We start from the raw sequence: 15,879 nt of genomic DNA on the forward strand, positions 1-15,879 counted from the left end.
GTGCGAAAGTGTCTGAATCAGAAGGTCACGGAAAGATTGAAGGAACCAAAAACCTGCCCGTCTTTTTGCTCTGAAAATTCTCGTGTGCGGTAGACATGGGTATAGGTCAGGGTCCATCGATCCCAGAATAGGGAAGCCCCGCCATACAGGTCGGCAACGAACGGGATCTTGTCGACTCTGTGGCTCTGACGGAAGGTGTTGCCGTCGAGGAAGATGTTGCGGGCCACGGCGCGTCCATCCGCACCTGCAAAGACGTTGAATCCCCAGCCCCCGCTGAGTCGGGGGTCGTTTGCCTCGGTCGGGGTTGCCACGGTGGAGCCGGTCTGGATGGGGGAGACACCAAAATCCTGGGGGAGATTGTAACCAAGGCGCACCTGTCCACCCATGTTGGCATAGGTCAGGACGTTACCCACCGTTACCCCGAGGTGGGGGATGAGGTCCGCAGACCATTGGCTGCTGCCTAAGGGGTATTCATGCCGAATGCGGCGCTGCCAGGAGAGCATGATGCCGGGTTCGTCCCGGAGTTGGTTGTTCCAGCCTTCTGACGGGAACGTATCGATCAGTTTGTGGAATTCATTCTGAATGATGTCCGAGTGGGCGGATGGGCCGACAATGCCCAGTGTGGTTTCGAATGTGTCCAGTCGGTTGGCGTTCTTGGCATGGAGGGCAAGGGAGGCGTACGTCCAACCTGCGTAGGGTCGATCGTCTTGAATGCGCTCTGAGGCTTTGACATCGATGGGGGTATAGATTTCGTTGCCAAAGGAGAAGGCGATGTTGCGGGTCTTGTTGGGGTCATTGACAAAGGGAGCTTGCTCGATCACAGGGATCATCCAGGGGAAATACTCGGCCACAACTTCACTGTGGGCGTATTCTCGCAGGTCCTTGCTGAGCACGGTAACCTTGACGGCGTTGGTGTAGTGCTGATCGGTTCCGGCGAACTTGTCATTTTCATTATAGATCGACATGGCCCAGTGCTCGCCAGGGCGGGTTGGCTCTCCGGCATGCACTGAGGTCGAGAGGAGGATGGCAATGGCCAGAAGCAGAAGAAATGGCAGGAGTCTAGGCGGCATCGAGAGCCTCCTTGTGTTTGCGGTATAAGCCCCGGAACTGATGGTAGGTAAGGCCCAACAATATGGCCGCTTTTCGCTGGTTGTGACGAGTGAGAGTCAGGGCGTTTTCCAGATACTGTAACTCCAGATTGCGCACGGCTTCAAGCAGCGGCTCCGGGCTGGTCCCGCCCGGCGCGCCAGGGGTGAGAGCGGCGCGCCGGACAGGTCCTGCCTTCGTGGAGGATTCCCCCTGCGTCTGCCGGGATGCGGGGGGGGTATGCTCATTGGGTATCGGTCGCCAGGGCGACTGGAATGGATCCAGAACAACGTTTTGGATCCTGTTGCCTTCTGTGCGGTACACCGCACGTTCTACCACGTTCTTTAGTTCGCGTACGTTGCCGGGCCAGGGGTGCGAGTTCATGGTCGCCAAGGCCTGTGCCGAGAATCCTGGGGGCTCAGGGCGTTCGATTTCAACGGCCATCCGGTCTGCGAAGTGGCGAGCCAGCAACTCGATATCACCATGCCGATACCGCAGTGGGGGTACGGTCAGCACTTCAAATCCCAAGCGGTCGAGAAGGTCGCGTTTGAAGCGGCCTGCATCCGCCAGGGCTGGCAGGTCTGCATTGGTGGCTCCAATCACCCGGACGTCCACTCGAATCGGCGTTGAGCCTCCAACGCGTTCAAATTCTCCATACTCAACCGCTCGCAGGATCTTTTCCTGAACGGTCAGCGGCATTGTCGCAATCTCGTCCAGAAACAGGGTCCCATTCTCTGCGGCCTCGAAACGTCCCTTGCGTCTGCCGGAGGCTCCGGTGAAGGCTCCGGCTTCGTGCCCGAACAGTTCGCTTTCGATGAGGGACGGGGCGAGAGCGGAGCAGTTCAGGGCAACAAAAGGCCCCTGCCAGCGGGCGGAGAGGTAGTGGAGTCGCCCTGCTGCCAGTTCTTTCCCCGTGCCGCGCTCGCCGACGATGAGCGTCGGGCGGTCTACCCGGGCTGCCACGGAGAGTCCCTCCATGAACTGCAGGAAGGCTTCGGACTGCCCTAGGGCTTCGGTTGCGGACGAGTATTCGGACATCGCTTGGTTTAATATGCTAAAATTTAGTATTTTGAGCCAAATATTGGTTTATAATGCCATAGGTGGCGAGTCTTGTCAATCTTATATATTAATTTATTTCAATCACTTATCTTCTAAATAATGCTTCGGCACGGTTCGTGCTCAGTAAGATCAACATTATTCATCACAAGATCGAAGGAGGCATCCCATGGGTGTGTTCAGCCGTTTCAAGGATATCGTCGGTTCCAACCTCAATGTGCTGTTGGACAAGGCAGAAGACCCGCGCAAGCTTATCCGGCTCATGGTGCGTGAAATGGAAGAGACCCTTGTTGAGCTCAAGGCTTCCTGTGCAAAGACCATGGCCGAACGCAAGAACCTGGAGCGTGAGCGCGAGGCCATTACCGAACAGACCGAGAAGTGGGCCGCTCGTGCCGAGTTGGCGGTGGACAAGGGCCGGGATGACCTGGCTCGCGAAGCCCTGGTTGAAAAGAGTGCCTTCGTTCGCCGTCTTGATGCTCTGGACGAAGAGGCTCTGTACATGGATGGATTGGTGGAACAGGCTCGCGAGGATATTTCGCGCCTGGAAGACAAGATGCATGCTGCCCGTGAGAAGCAGCGGTTGCTGGAACAGCGGCATGCCCGTGCCACCCAGCGTCGTTCTGCGGGCAGGACTCTGACTCGAGTCGAAAGTTCGGATGTGATGTTGCGCTTTGACCGTTTTGAAAATCGCATTGAACATCTTGAGGCCGAAGCCGAATTGGCTGCGCCCAAGCAGCGTTTGGACCTGGAAGACGAGTTTTCTCTTCTTGAAAAAGAGGATAGCATCAAGGACGAACTGTCGGCCCTGAAGAAGTCCAGGAAGCCGGCTGGCGGCAAAGTGGAAAAGAAGGACTAGCCGGGAGCGCTCCATAGGAGTCTTCCGACAACCAAGGTGGTTTCAATGGGACATTTCGTTGTGGGTTTCATCCTCGTTCCCCTGCTGATTGTGGTGGGTGCGGTATTCCTCCTGGCCAGGCTGTTTTCCGGGGCGTTCTCCCGGAGCGAGCCCGAAGCGAAGGTGGATGAAACCAGGATGGTCCAGGAAATATATACCAAGCTCTCGCGTATGGAAGACAGGGTCGATGTTCTCGAAACCCTGCTCTACGAAGCCGGGGGAAAGGGCAAGGAAGGGTCAGATGAGACGTTATAGAGGTTGCGGCGGTTCGGGACGACGTCGGCCCTTTGGCTCGGGTGGAAACGGTTGTTCCTTTGCCGATTCACCGGGGAGCGGTTTGTATCGTTCCCGCAACGGGAGATTCCTGGGCGTCTGCCAGGGGCTGGCCGAGTACTTCGACCTCCCCGTCTTCTGGGTGCGGGTGCTGACGGCACTGTTTGTTCTGTTCACCGGTCTCTGGCCCGGCGTTGCGGTCTATTTCATTGCGGCCTTTTTAATGAAGCTGGAGCCTGTTGTTCAGCCGCAATCCAGTTCCGAGCGTGAGTTTTATAATTCCTATACCCGCTCCAAGTCCGATGCCGTTTCTCGCGTCAGGGATAAGTTCGACCGCCTTGATCGCCGTCTGCGGCGCATGGAGGATGTGGTCACTTCCAAGGACTGGCAGTGGGAGAAGCGCATGCGCGAATAATCGCCATTTTCCGCCCGGTGTCCTGCCGGGCGGCTTTGTACCAATACATTTTCAGATTGCGAAGGTGGGTTCGCAGGAGGCTCGTTATGGCAATGAGATGGGTACGCTTTTGTCTGATGACCGGCTTTGTTGTGCTGGTGTTGATGCTGGCCGTGCTGGTGGAGGCCCATATTTTTGGCCTGGACCAGAGCTGCAATAACTTTGATCACGAGCAGCATCAGCAGCAAATGGATCAGGACTGTTCGGCCTGTCACCACAGAGTGTTCGAGGGCGAAGAACCCGCTGCCTGCTCAAGTGCCGGATGTCACGATGACCTGAAGGTACGGGCTGGTGTCGAGTCCAAGTATGTGATGATTCATGCTGCGGATTCCAGCTACAGTTGCATCGGATGCCATGCGAATGTCGGGTCCGGTCCTGATGAGTGTGGTGAATGTCACCGTAATCCCAGGGGTGGCAGGCACAATCGCAAGTGAGGAGCTTGTTGGAAAGATCAGTGGGGCAGGGAGATTTGCGATGAAGATGGGGTGCGTTGCCCATTGGGACTGGAGCGGAGTTTACGGAAAGTATTGAAAAAATTCGTTTGGCTGGTATCCTTTCACCTAGCACTGTGAAGTCAACTCTCTGAAAGGCAGGGAGTTTCACTCTGAAGATGAGAGGAATAACAATGAAGAAATGTATTGCCCTGATGTCCACCGTGGTCATGATCTCCGCTCTGGCGGCGGCAACTGCCTTTGCAGACGGCGGAGAATTGTACAAACGCTGCGCGGGTTGCCATGGGGCTGATGGCTCCAAACAGGCCATGGGCGTCAGTGCCCCTCTTAAAGGCCAGTGTTCCGAGGATCTGGAAAAGAAGATGCTCGGATATCTTGATGGCAGCTACGGCGGAGCCAAGAAGATGATCATGACCAATACGCTCAAAAAGCTCAGTCCTGAACAGATCAAGGAACTCGCTGATCATATTGCCGGTTTCTAGGGGGCTGCCATGCGTGTGCCAGCAATGTTGGCGGTGGTCCTTGTGACTGTGGCCTGTCTTGGAGTGTCCATTGCCGCCGGCGTACCCACTGAACAGAGTCATGAAGCCATGGTTTCGGAGGGGGCACATGCGATTGGTGATGCTCCAGCCAAGGCCTCCCTCTCCATGGATGACATGGATATGCAGGGGATGGATATGCAGGGGGTGTCCGACGATGCACAGGCTGTCCCAGCCAAGCCCCATGACCATGAAGCCATGATGGCCAAGGCCGAACAGGAAGGCCCTCCCGTGGGAGTGATTGAGCATTTGGGGGCATTTCTACCCGGGGATGCCTGGTTCACCGACTCCACCGGCCAGCGGGTCAATCTGCGCGAACTGGTGGGGAACACTCCTACCATCCTGCTGCCTGTCTATTACAGCTGCCCCAACGTCTGTCACATTCTGCAAAGCTCCTTTGCCCGGATTTTACCCCAGGTCAATCTTGTCCCCGGCGAGGAGATCCAGGTGATCTCCCTGTCTTTTGATGAACGTGACAGTCCGCGCACCTCAGCCAATTCCAAACGCAATTTTGCAATGGCCCTGGGCGCTAAGTTTCCGCCCGAGTATTGGCATTTTCTGAGTGGTGACAAGCAGAATATTCACCGGGCAATGGAGGCCGTTGGCTTCCGATTCAAGCGCGTGGATCAGGACTTTGCGCACCCCGTGGTGATCATTGCCGTTGCCCCTGGCGGCAAGATCGTACGGTATCTCTACGGAACGGATTTTTTGCCCTTTGATGTGACCATGGCAGCCACCGAAGCGGCCGAGGGAAAAACAGGGCTGTCCGTCAAGCGCATGCTCTCCTACTGCTTCAACTACGACCCTGAGGGGCGCCGTTACACCTTCGATCTGATGCGTGTGGCTGGTGTGTCCATCCTGAGTTTTATCGCCATTATGCTGATTATTCTGTTCTCTGTGGGCAGAAAGAAGAAACGCCGCTAAGGAAGATACATGACTGAATCCACCGCTCAAGGCACCTTCTGGGATAAGCGAGGGCTGGCCTCGTGGTTGTTCACCACGGACCACAAGCGCATCGGGATGCTCTATCTGTGGTGCATCATGGCCTTTTTTGCCATTGGTGTGGTCCTGGGTCTTTTGATCCGTCTGGAGCTCATTGCTCCGGGGCAGACCATCATGGGCCAGCAAGCCTATAACGCCACTTTCACCCTGCACGGGGTGATCATGATCTTTCTGGTGGTCATTCCCAGTGTCCCCGCCGCGTTTGGAAATATCTTCCTGCCCTTGCAGCTGGGGGCGGATGATGTGGCCTTCCCCCGGCTGAATATGTTCTCCTGGTGGCTGTATGCCATCGGTGCGGTCATCGCCCTGGCGGCACTGTTCACGGGGGATGGTCCGCCTGATACGGGTTGGACGTTCTATGTTCCGTTCTCGGCGGTGACCACCACCAATGTCTCGGTGGCCGTGACGGCGGTCTTCATCCTTGGCTTTTCGTCCATTCTGACGGGCATGAATTTCGTGGTCACCATCCATCGCTTGCGCGCCGAGGGCATGACCTGGGGGCGATTGCCGCTGTTTGGCTGGTCCCTGTATGCCACGGCCTGGATTCAGGTTCTGGCCACTCCCATTTTGGGTATTACGCTGCTCTTGATCTTTGCCGAGCGTGTGCTTGGAATGGGCATCTTCGACCCCTCGCGAGGTGGCGACCCCATTCTCTACCAGCACCTGTTCTGGATCTATTCGCATCCGGCAGTGTACATCATGATTCTGCCCGCCATGGGGGTGATCTCCGAGATCATTCCCGTGTTCGCGCGCAAGGCCATCTTTGGCTACAAGACCATCGCCGTGTCCAGCCTCGCCATTGCCTTTGCCGGGTCACTGGTCTGGGCGCACCACATGTTTGTCTCTGGCATGAGTGATACGGCGGTGATGGTTTTTTCACTGCTGACCTTTATCGTGGCCATCCCTTCGGCCGTGAAGGTCTTCAACTGGACCAGTACGCTCTACAAGGGTTCCATTCGGCTGGAGCCTCCGCTGGTCTATGCCCTGGGCTTCATCTTCCTGTTCACCATGGGCGGCATCACCGGTTTGGTGCTGGGCAGTGCCGGGACGGATATCCATGTGCATGACACCTATTTCGTGGTTGGGCATTTCCACTACGTGATTTTCGGAGGCACGGGCTTCGGAATGTTTGCGGCCCTGCATTACTGGCTGCCCAAGGTCTATGGCCGGATGTATAATAAGAAGTGGGCGAATATCAGTGCCGTGATTCTGGTTATCGGCATGAATGGTCTTTACTTTCCCATGTATATCCTCGGTCTGGCCGGAATGCCCCGTCGTTATTTCGATTATCTGCCGCAGTACACCAGTATGCATGTCGCCAGCACCGTGGGCTCCTGGATCACCGCCGTGGGGCTGGTGATGATGGCCGTGAACCTTTGGGTGGGGATGCGCTCCGGCCCACGTGTGGGGCGGAACCCATGGGGTGCGGCCACTCTGGAATGGCGCACGAAGTCCCCTCCTCCCACGCATAATTTCGATGAGGAACCGATCGTGGATCGTGGCCCGTACGATTTTAAGGGGGTTCAGCCCGATGCCTGAGCACCATCGCGACGATGAAGGCGCCAAGCTGGGCATGTGGCTGTTCCTGTTTACGGAAATCCTGCTCTTTGGCGGATTGTTCGTGCTCTATGCGGTCTATCTGCAGCGCTATCAACCCGATTTCCATCTGGCTAGCGCAGAGTTGGATGTGCGCATGGGCGCGCTGAACACCGTGGTGCTGATCACCTCCAGCGCTTTTGTGGCCTGGGGTATTGCGGCCTTGAAGCGCGGCAACGTCAAAGTCGCAACCCGAATGACCGTGTTGACCATCGCCTTTGCGGCGGTTTTTCTGGTGGTCAAATATTTCGAGTGGGGAGCCAAGTTCCATCATGGATTGTATCCCGGTGGTGCTGAGCTTGATGCCCGCGCACAGGGACAGATGGTTTACTTTGCCTTGTACTATCTGATGACGGGGCTGCACGGTGTGCACATCGTGGTCGGCATGGGGGTTTTGTCCTGGGTGCTGTGGCTTGTGAATACAGGGCATGTGACCCCGGAGCGATATGTGGCCCTGGAGAATGCGGGGTTGTACTGGCACCTTGTTGATTTGATCTGGATTTATCTGTTCCCGCTGTTCTATCTGATTACATAAGGGGATGGTCGCCGATGGGTGAGAGGAGAGGTGATATGAATACAGCCGAACATGTTCCGCATCATGGCCCTGGCTATGGCCTGTTGGCTGGAATCTGGGGGCTGTTGCTGGTACTGACCTGGGTGACGGTCTGGGCTGCGGGCATTGATTTGGGGTATCTGAACGTGGTTGCGGCTTTGGCCATTGCCACGACCAAGGCCTCGCTGGTTATCCTGTATTTCATGCATCTGAAGTACGAAAACTGGATGCTCAAGGGCTTCGTGCTCCTGACCTTCGTGATTCTGGCCATCTTCATTGGATTGACATTCTTTGATACGGCCTACAGGGGGGCGGTATGATTCCGCAGGTCTTCGACGCCGCAAAGCAGGTCGACCAGGCCTTCTTGATTATCCTGGGAATCTCCGTGGGGATTCTGGTGCTGGTGACAGTGCTGCTGGCCGTGTTCGTGGTGCGCTACCATCACACCCGTCATCCCGAGCCGGTTGAAATCCCCGGTAATGTCTGGCTGGAGCTCGCCTGGACGATCATTCCTGCCATTCTGGTGATGGGGATGTTCTGGTTTGGCTGGGACAGCTACAAGGCCATGCGTGCCGCGCCTGAGAATTCATTGATTATCGGCGTGGAAGGCCGGATGTGGTCCTGGTCATTCCTCTATCCCGATGGCAAGCGCTCCAGCCAGTTGGTGGCCCCTGTCGATACCCCGATCAAGTTGTCCATGACCTCCGTGGACGTGATTCACAGTTTTTATGTTCCGGCCATGCGCATCAAGATGGATACCGTGCCGGGCATGACCACCTACGTCTGGTTCAAGTCCGACTCCGTGGGTGATTTCGACATCCTTTGCGCCGAGTATTGCGGTCTGAAACACGCCAACATGATCGCCAGACTATCGGTGGTGAGCCAGGATGATTACAAGGCATGGCTCGCGGGTGAGGCCAGCGAAGGCGCGGCCAAGGGCGTTGCTCTCTTGGAGGATTACGGCTGCACAGCCTGTCATTCTCTTGATGGGACCGATGGTGTGGGGCCGAGCTTCAAGGGTATTTCGGGCCGTCGATTTGTGGCGGAACTGCCCGATGGTTCGGAAACCCAGATGATTGCCGACGCCAAATACTTGAAGCGTGCCATCCTGAAACCGGATGCAGAATACGTGAAGGGCTATTCACCAGCCATGCCTGCCTACGAGGGGGCCATTCCGGACGATGATTTGGAAGCCATGGTCAATTTCATGCTCAGTGGTGATGCCACGCCCAAGCCTGCCGGGCGGGAAATGGCCGAGGAGGAAGGGTGTTTGTCCTGTCATTCCACGGATGGTTCCGTCATTGCCGGGCCGTCGTTCAAAGGGGTGGCCGGAACCATGCGTCAGGTTGTGGCGGATGGCGCAGTGCGTTCCATCAAGGCTGATCGGGAATATTTACGTGAATCCATTGTTTCCCCCGAGAATAAGCTGACCGAGGGCTTTGACCCCATGATGCCTGCCTATGACTATCTTGATCCTGCGCAGGTGGAAGCCCTGATCGATTACATCGAAAGCCTGGGACAGGGGAGCTGATGTCTTTGTCGGTGCTTGTGGCTTTGGCGCGTCTCCGGGTGAGCTCGATGGTAGGTGCGGCCACGGTCTTTGGGGCGCTGTTGGCTGGTGGTCCCGTAGGTGTCGGGCTGTGGGCAGGGTTGGGGTCCGTGCTGCTTTGCGCAGGTTGCTCGGCCCTTAATCAGGTTCAGGAGCGCGGGCGAGACAGGCTGATGGAACGCACCCGTGAGAGGCCCTTGCCTTCGGAAGCGGTGACCATTTTGCAGGCCTTGGCCTGTGCCTTTGCGTTCATGGCTGTGGGATTATGTTTCTATGGATTTCTGGGTGGGTGGCCTCTAGCCGCTTTGGGGCTGACGGTGATCCTGTTCTATAATGGTTTGTACACGCCGCTCAAACCGGTCTCGACGCTATCACTGCTGCTTGGTGGTCTACCGGGGGCGATTCCGCCGTTGGCAGGATGGCTGGCGGTGGGTGGAATGGGCAGTGATCCACGAATCCTTGCTGTTTGCGGTGTGTTTTATCTGTGGCAGGTGCCGCATTTCTGGTTGATTGCCGAACGCCATCGCGAGGACTATGAGCGTGCAGGGTTCGCGGTCCCCTCTCTGGTTCTACCCAAACCATTGCGAGGGCCCCTGATGGGCTTGTGGATGCTGGCCTATTTTACGGCCATTCTGGGTATGGCTCTGGTCTTGCCGGAAACTGCGGCCTGGGCCTTTGCCTCGGCAGCCATGGGCTTTGCGACGGTGACCGGTTTTTTTGTCTTGGGTCGCAAACGGGCGGCGTTGATTTCACTCAATGCCGTAATGGCGTTAACGATGCTTTGCTTTCTCGCCACCTGAGCCCCGTGTCAGGTTGATTGCATACATTTACTGACGATCATGGAGGAACACCCCATGCTTTGGATACATCCCGTTCTTCAATTACTGTGCACCCTGCTGGCTCTGTATGTGATGGTGTTGGGTGTGCAGCGCTTTCGTGCCTCGCACCTCAAGCAGAAGGTGATGTTCAATTGGAAGCGACATGTGTTCTACGGCAAGATTGTGCTGATTATCTGGTTCGTGGCCTTTGTGTGGGGCGCAGGCGCTGCGCGCATCCTTTGGGGGGCCAGCGACTTGACCGGGATTCATTACGTCATTGGACTGATTATGCTACCGCTTTTGGTCACGGGGTATGCTACCGGTCATGTGTTGGACACGGTCAAGAAGCGTCGGGCAGTGTTGCCTGTGGTGCATGGCCTGAATAATATGCTGCTGCTTGGGCTGGCTCTCTACCAAGTTTGGACAGGAATTGAAGTGGTCAGGGTTTTTTTGCTGCCGTAATGTTCGAAGCAGGTCGGGCGATTGACCAGTGACCAGACAGAAACAAGCAGGCCGCTCCTACTGGAGCGGCCTGCTTGTTTCTGCTTGATATGTCAGTGCCTTGCCTGGGTTGAGCAGGACCTGGAACACGGGGCTGAGGGGGGGGATGTCCGGTGCTCGCAGGGCCCTGCCCAATCCGGGCAAGGCACTGGGAGATCAAGTATTTCAAAGATTCGTGTCTGTCAATCAGATGTGAATGGTTCTGCCATCCTCCATGCGGATGATGCGCTGGGCACGCCTTGCATGAGCCTCGTCATGGGTGACCATGACCACGGTCAGTCCGCTTTCGGACAGACCCGCCAAGAGGTCCATCATGCCCTCGCCTGTGGCTCGGTCCAGACTGCCGGTGGGTTCGTCAGCAAATAGAACTCGTGAATTTTTGACCAGGGCACGGGCAATGGCCACGCGTTGCTGTTCTCCACCGGAGAGTTGACCGGGGAGCCGGTCGTGTTTTCCAGACAGTCCCACCCGGTTAAGGCATTGGCGTGCGTGTTTGGCCTGTTCACTCGAGACAGGAGTCAATCGGTTCATGAACGGCAGGAGCACGTTCTCCTGTGCCGTGAGGTAGGGCAGCAGGTAATGCTGTTGAAAGATCACCGCGAAGTCCGAATGGCGCAGTGCATTCAGTTCGGTTTCCGACATTGCCAGCAGATCGCGCCCCTCGAACTCCAAACGCCCCTGATCCGGAGCTGTGAGGGTGGACAGCACCGAAAGCATGGTGGACTTGCCCGAGCCGGAGCGTCCGACCAGAGCAACGAATTCGCCGCGTTGTACATGCAGGTCCGCATTAGCCAGGGCCGTGGTGGTGATCCCATCGGAGAGGTAGCTTTTGGTGATGTCTTGGGCAATGAGCATGTGATCTCCTAGAGCGAAATGAGGGCTTCGGCCGGATCGATGCGTGAGGCCTTGGCTGCGGGGATTGCCGCCGAGATAATGGTGACCACAGCCACGAAACCGATGGTGACCAACAGATGCAGCGGGACAAAACTCAGATTGGCGTCGGTGGTGATGCCAAGGACGGAGGCAACTTTGAAGCTCAGGGCATAACCGGCAACATAGCCCACCAGACCGGAGAGGGCTCCGATGAACAGTGCTTCGAAGCAGAAGATGCCGAAGATGGCACGGCGTGAGTAGCCCAGGGACCGCAGAACGCCGATTTCCTTCTTGCGTTCATTCACGGCCGAAAGCATGGACAAACCCACCATGGAGCAGGCCGTGAGCAGGATGATGATGCTCACCGCCAGAATCAACTGCTTGACGAAATTTACCGAGTACATGCGTTGTTTGACGATGCTTTGCAAAGCTTTGACTTCGACGCCCGGCAGGGTGTCGGCAATCTGTTGGACGATGTCCTCGATGGGACAACCAGCGCACAGGGCTGCGACTTCCACAAAGCTGACCGCACCAGGGTTGCCGGTCAATTCCTGAACATAAGACAGGTCAGCCAGAACCACGTTGTCGTCATCACTGCCCGTGGGCAACAGCAGACCACTGACTTTTGCCGAAAGTCCCAGCGGGGTCAGATCGTCTCCGGGTGCCAGGCCCAGACGCTCGGCCACGGCGGAACCCAGCAGAACTTGTGCCCCGCCGGAAGGATACGAGCCGTTCACTGCCCAGTAGCCCTTGATGGTCTGTTCGGCCTCGAAGCGCACGCCCACCAAGCCCACGGAGGTTCCACCCAACTCATGCATGGTCACCAGCTTGGGGGCCACACTGGCGATGTTGGCAGAATTCTTGATGCCCCTGATTTGCGTGGTGGTGTGGGCCTCCTGCAGGTAGCGCACGTCCACCAGCATGTCTCCGAGGTTGAAACCACCGTAGCTGACAGTGAGGGTGTCCGAAGTGGGGTAGACCAGAATGTTGGCCCCGAAAGCCGTAAGTTTTTTCTCAAGGCTTTGGCCGACCACGCGCGACACGTTGTTCAGTGCCACGATGGATGAAACACCTAGCGTGAAAACTACCAGCAGGAGCAGGCTGCGCAGCCATTTGCGCCGACTGCTGCGTAGAGGGATGGTCAGGATATTCATAGTTAGAGCCTAAAAGTATCCGGCACCGGTCATGATGTCCGCTTGCGTAATAATCAGCTTGTCACCTTTGATTGTGCGTGTGAGTGGAGCCGGATTGCAGCCACCTTTGACTTCGTTGATGCGGCTGGAGTGGAAGCGCTGGCCGCAATTGTTGCAGATCATGGACTCACCGTCCTGGTCGTACCCCTTGCCTTCACGGTAGCAGACGTCGCAGGCATCGAAGGCTGCACGCAGCACATCATCCTGGCTTTTGATCACGAAGAAACGGATATCACGGTCTCCGGCGTTCATGCTGTAATAGTGAGCTTTGCCGTCGTTGACCTCCGTCAGTGCAATGGCCACGGTACCATTCTCAGGAGTGACTTGTTGGTATTTGCCGAACATGCCCAGAAAGGCATGAGCCCCGGTGGCCGTTGATACGGCGATGAAGGCGGTGAGCACCAATGCGGACAGAATGGAAATGGGTTTCACGATGGATCTCCTCGTCGGTCATTTCTTTTGCGACCCCGGTCGCGCGGAATAACTGTGCTGGATGTGCAATTCATACTGATTTTGTCGGATATGCAAAGGGCATGCAGAAACAATTTCTTTCATGAATTGTAGTGAGGTGTGGCGAAGCTGGTGGTGAAGTATGGATCTGATATGTGCAAAAAATGCAATTAACTGCACATCCGATGTGCACTAAATTACACAATCGGGAGGGTGGGATTCAGCGTGAATGGCTTAATCTTGGGCAGTCACGGTATGCAAAAAACCGGGGCATCCGCAGATGCCCCGGACACGGCCTAGCGGCCAAATGAACATTTGGGGAAGGTGCAGGTTTTGCACTCGTGGCACAATCCGCCTTCTCCGAATTCGGCCAGATCAGTTCTGGTGATAGGGGTGTCGGCCAGCAGCCTTGGCAACAGCAGGTCAAGGCTTGTGGTCTTATGGAAGAGGGCGCAGGCCGGGACCCCCAGAATCTGAACCGAACCCAGCTGGCCCACCAGAGTCATGGCTCCGGGGAGCACGGGCATGCCGTAGAGCATGTCTGCGATTCCTGCATCCTGGAGCCCCTTGCGGGTCACATCGTCTGGGTCAACGGAGAGGCCAGCCGTGGTGATGATGAGGTCACATTGTTCTGCCACAAGCTTCTGGACCGCTTCGCAGATGGCCTTGGCATCGTCCGGTGCCTTGATGGTGTCGACCACCTGACTTCCCAGATGTGTCACCTTTGCGGACACAACAGGCGCGAACTTGTCTTCCACGAGTCCGGTGAATACTTCGGTCCCGGTGACCAGCACACCGACCCGGGCCTTGCGGAGCGGGTGAATCGAAAAGAGTGGTTCCTCATCCAGAATCTGAAGCGCTGCCTGGAAGTCCCTGTTTGGAAGGTACAGAGGGATGGCGCGTGTGCCTGCGATCTGGGCGCCTTTCTGTACGATGGAGTGGGATTGGCGACAGGCGCACATGACGCCGGGGACATGGTTGAACTGTTTGAGTCTGACCGAATCAACAACCAGTAGGCCGTCGTGATCGGCCACAAGCTTTGATTTGCCTTCGCGCGGGTCGCCAAGCACCCTGGTTCCGGGGCCGGACATGAGTTTGGCAAAGGCGGTTGCGGCCTTGTTCTCGTGGACCCATTCGGCTCCGGGATTCTGATCGTCCAGGTAAATGCGGCTGCGGCCCATGCGTTGCAGTCGGCAGACGTCGCCGCCGGTGATGACCTGCCCGTGCAGGAATTCGGGGCCCTTGCTGACGCCGGGTTCGATGCGGGTCATGTCGTGCAGGGGACTTCCGCCAATGGCCTCTTCCACAAGCGTGGCAACGAGCTCAGGCTCAGCCAGACGCTCTGCGTTGGGACTGTCCACATAGGGCGATTCGCCCTGGCAGGAGCGACAGATGGCCCCGAATTGGGCCGGGTAGGGCTCTTTGCAGATTGGGCAGGGAACAACGCGACCTTTGCTGCGCTTGATGAGTTGTTCGGGCCTGACCTGCACATCGCGCATGGAGCAGATACTGGCTCCGGCCTCGATAATTTGACGGCGCAGGAGTTTGGAATTCTGCTCGGGTTTTGGTTTGAGCTTCAGTAGCCAGGTTTTGATTTCGGAGTCAGGCTCCACTTTGTCTAGATCGAGCCACAGGCGCACACCCTTGCCCGTGAATTTGTCGTACAGACACACGGCGTACAGGCCAAGATTTAGGATTTTGAGCCAGCCGTTGCCGATGGAACAGGGAGAGAGCATCTGAACCGCATCGGGCAGGCACCATGAGGTTTCGCTGATGGCGTCGAACAGGGTGTCGTCGGGTAGGGCTTTGATGGCGGCGTCCACCATGAAGCCTCCCAGGACGAGGCCTGGTGCGGCATAGCCATGGAACTGGGTGGCTGCCTCTATGAATTGATCGATTGAATAGGGGCCAATGGTATCGGATGGAGCCAGGAGTTGTGAGTAGTCCGTGTTCATGGTGTCCCTGTGAGATTAGATTGGCAAAGGGCCGACCGACGGAAATGTCGATCGGCCCTTTGTATGAGTTAGGGAGTCTTGGTGTAGATGATGGACTGGGTGCTCATTTTTTTGATCACCTGTTTGCCGTCGGCCTCGGCCTGCATCAGCAGGATCTCCTTTTCACCGAAGCTCAAGGCATCGGTCAGGCAGACGTCCACACAGACGGGGTCCAGGCCGTGGGTCACGCGATCGTAGCACATGTTGCACTTGTGCGCGTAATTGTTCTGTTTGTTGAATTGGATGACTTTGTAAGGGCACTTGTCGATGCATTCGCCACAGCCGTTGCACTTTTCCTGGTCGATGAGGACGATGCCGGTCTGCTCATCCTTGGTGATGGCACCGACTTCACAGACCTTGGCACAGGGGGTCTTCTTGCAGTGCTGGCACATGACCACCCAATAGTCTTCCTGCAACGAGGGGAAAGTTCCCTCAAGTTTGCTTTCCACCCGGAGGTAGTTTGGAATGGCACCGGGTTGATCGTTTTCGTGATCGATGATGTCGTGGTGGTTGCGGCAGGCCACGATGCAGGTCTTGCACCCGATGCAGCGATCGAGATCCACCATTATGCTGAGCTGTCTCATTTCAAACTCCT

At 56.7% G+C, this 15,879-nt stretch carries 19 protein-coding genes; 12 read left to right on the forward strand and 7 right to left on the reverse strand.

Annotated elements, in window-relative coordinates; translation table 11 throughout:
• Positions 1 to 17: 17 nt before the first annotated feature.
• The gene (locus EL361_RS00285) at positions 18 to 1,070 is read right to left on the reverse strand and encodes a lipid A deacylase LpxR family protein (RefSeq protein ID WP_126375594.1); all 1,053 of its coding nucleotides are present in this window, start codon (positions 1,068 to 1,070) and stop codon (positions 18 to 20) included.
• Positions 1,060 to 2,124 carry a phage shock protein operon transcriptional activator gene (gene pspF, locus EL361_RS00290; protein WP_126375595.1) on the reverse strand — a complete coding sequence of 355 codons (1,065 nt, stop codon included), beginning with the start codon at positions 2,122 to 2,124 and terminating at the stop codon, positions 1,060 to 1,062. The genes EL361_RS00285 and pspF overlap by 11 nt, the downstream gene beginning before the upstream one ends.
• A gap of 187 nt (positions 2,125 to 2,311) precedes the next feature.
• Here pspF and pspA point away from each other — a divergent pair, with 187 nt between their 5' ends.
• From pspA to EL361_RS00350, 12 genes are all read left to right on the forward strand, one after another.
• On the forward strand, positions 2,312 to 2,998 hold the full coding sequence (gene pspA, locus EL361_RS00295; RefSeq protein WP_126375596.1) for a phage shock protein PspA: 687 nt from the start codon (positions 2,312 to 2,314) through the stop codon (positions 2,996 to 2,998).
• A gap of 45 nt (positions 2,999 to 3,043) precedes the next feature.
• The gene (locus tag EL361_RS00300; RefSeq protein ID WP_126375597.1) at positions 3,044 to 3,292 is read left to right on the forward strand and encodes a hypothetical protein; all 249 of its coding nucleotides are present in this window, start codon (positions 3,044 to 3,046) and stop codon (positions 3,290 to 3,292) included.
• The gene (gene pspC / locus EL361_RS00305) at positions 3,279 to 3,725 is read left to right on the forward strand and encodes an envelope stress response membrane protein PspC (protein ID WP_126375598.1); all 447 of its coding nucleotides are present in this window, start codon (positions 3,279 to 3,281) and stop codon (positions 3,723 to 3,725) included. The genes EL361_RS00300 and pspC overlap by 14 nt, the downstream gene beginning before the upstream one ends.
• Before the next feature lie 86 nt (positions 3,726 to 3,811).
• Positions 3,812 to 4,198: a cytochrome c3 family protein gene (locus EL361_RS00310; RefSeq protein ID WP_126375599.1), complete on the forward strand. Its 387-nt coding sequence runs from the start codon at positions 3,812 to 3,814 to the stop codon at positions 4,196 to 4,198.
• 212 nt (positions 4,199 to 4,410) lie between these two features.
• Positions 4,411 to 4,698, forward strand: coding sequence for a c-type cytochrome (locus EL361_RS00315; RefSeq protein ID WP_126381206.1), 288 nt, complete (start codon positions 4,411 to 4,413; stop codon positions 4,696 to 4,698).
• Between the two features lie 9 nt (positions 4,699 to 4,707).
• A complete protein-coding gene (locus EL361_RS00320; RefSeq protein ID WP_232034825.1) occupies positions 4,708 to 5,679 on the forward strand; it encodes an SCO family protein in 972 nt (323 codons plus the stop codon).
• A 9-nt stretch (positions 5,680 to 5,688) separates the two neighbouring features.
• Positions 5,689 to 7,296, forward strand: a complete 1,608-nt coding sequence (gene ctaD / locus EL361_RS00325; protein ID WP_126375600.1) for a cytochrome c oxidase subunit I — start codon at positions 5,689 to 5,691, stop codon at positions 7,294 to 7,296.
• Entirely contained in the window at positions 7,289 to 7,888 is a 600-nt protein-coding gene (locus EL361_RS00330; protein ID WP_126375601.1) for a cytochrome c oxidase subunit 3 family protein, read from the forward strand. The genes ctaD and EL361_RS00330 overlap by 8 nt, the downstream gene beginning before the upstream one ends.
• A 35-nt stretch (positions 7,889 to 7,923) precedes the next feature.
• A complete protein-coding gene (locus EL361_RS00335) occupies positions 7,924 to 8,226 on the forward strand; it encodes a cytochrome C oxidase subunit IV family protein (RefSeq protein ID WP_126375602.1) in 303 nt (100 codons plus the stop codon).
• Positions 8,223 to 9,437 carry a cytochrome c oxidase subunit II gene (gene coxB / locus EL361_RS00340; RefSeq protein WP_126375603.1) on the forward strand — a complete coding sequence of 405 codons (1,215 nt, stop codon included), beginning with the start codon at positions 8,223 to 8,225 and terminating at the stop codon, positions 9,435 to 9,437. The genes EL361_RS00335 and coxB overlap by 4 nt, the downstream gene beginning before the upstream one ends.
• A complete protein-coding gene (locus EL361_RS00345) occupies positions 9,437 to 10,255 on the forward strand; it encodes a UbiA family prenyltransferase (RefSeq protein ID WP_232034827.1) in 819 nt (272 codons plus the stop codon). Before coxB ends, EL361_RS00345 begins: the two co-directional genes overlap by 1 nt.
• A 54-nt stretch (positions 10,256 to 10,309) precedes the next feature.
• Complete coding sequence (locus tag EL361_RS00350) at positions 10,310 to 10,735, forward strand: DUF4079 family protein (protein ID WP_126375604.1); 426 nt, start codon at positions 10,310 to 10,312, stop codon at positions 10,733 to 10,735.
• A gap of 225 nt (positions 10,736 to 10,960) precedes the next feature.
• Here EL361_RS00350 and EL361_RS00355 read toward each other — a convergent pair whose 3' ends face one another.
• The 5 genes from EL361_RS00355 to EL361_RS00375 all read right to left on the reverse strand — a co-directional run bounded on the left by EL361_RS00355 (position 10,961) and on the right by EL361_RS00375 (position 15,868).
• The gene (locus tag EL361_RS00355; protein WP_126375605.1) at positions 10,961 to 11,629 is read right to left on the reverse strand and encodes an ABC transporter ATP-binding protein; all 669 of its coding nucleotides are present in this window, start codon (positions 11,627 to 11,629) and stop codon (positions 10,961 to 10,963) included.
• A gap of 8 nt (positions 11,630 to 11,637) precedes the next feature.
• On the reverse strand, positions 11,638 to 12,801 hold the full coding sequence (locus EL361_RS00360; protein ID WP_126375606.1) for an ABC transporter permease: 1,164 nt from the start codon (positions 12,799 to 12,801) through the stop codon (positions 11,638 to 11,640).
• Positions 12,802 to 12,810: 9 nt separating this feature from the next.
• Positions 12,811 to 13,272 carry a DUF2318 domain-containing protein gene (locus EL361_RS00365; protein WP_232034829.1) on the reverse strand — a complete coding sequence of 154 codons (462 nt, stop codon included), beginning with the start codon at positions 13,270 to 13,272 and terminating at the stop codon, positions 12,811 to 12,813.
• Between the two features lie 314 nt (positions 13,273 to 13,586).
• Positions 13,587 to 15,245, reverse strand: coding sequence for an FmdE family protein (locus EL361_RS00370; RefSeq protein ID WP_126375607.1), 1,659 nt, complete (start codon positions 15,243 to 15,245; stop codon positions 13,587 to 13,589).
• Positions 15,246 to 15,313: 68 nt separating this feature from the next.
• Positions 15,314 to 15,868 carry a 4Fe-4S dicluster domain-containing protein gene (locus EL361_RS00375; protein ID WP_126375608.1) on the reverse strand — a complete coding sequence of 185 codons (555 nt, stop codon included), beginning with the start codon at positions 15,866 to 15,868 and terminating at the stop codon, positions 15,314 to 15,316.
• Between the last annotated feature and the right edge of the window lie 11 nt (positions 15,869 to 15,879).

This window comes from Desulfovibrio ferrophilus (assembly GCF_003966735.1).
Classification (GTDB): domain Bacteria; phylum Desulfobacterota; class Desulfovibrionia; order Desulfovibrionales; family Desulfovibrionaceae; genus Desulfovibrio_Q; species Desulfovibrio_Q ferrophilus.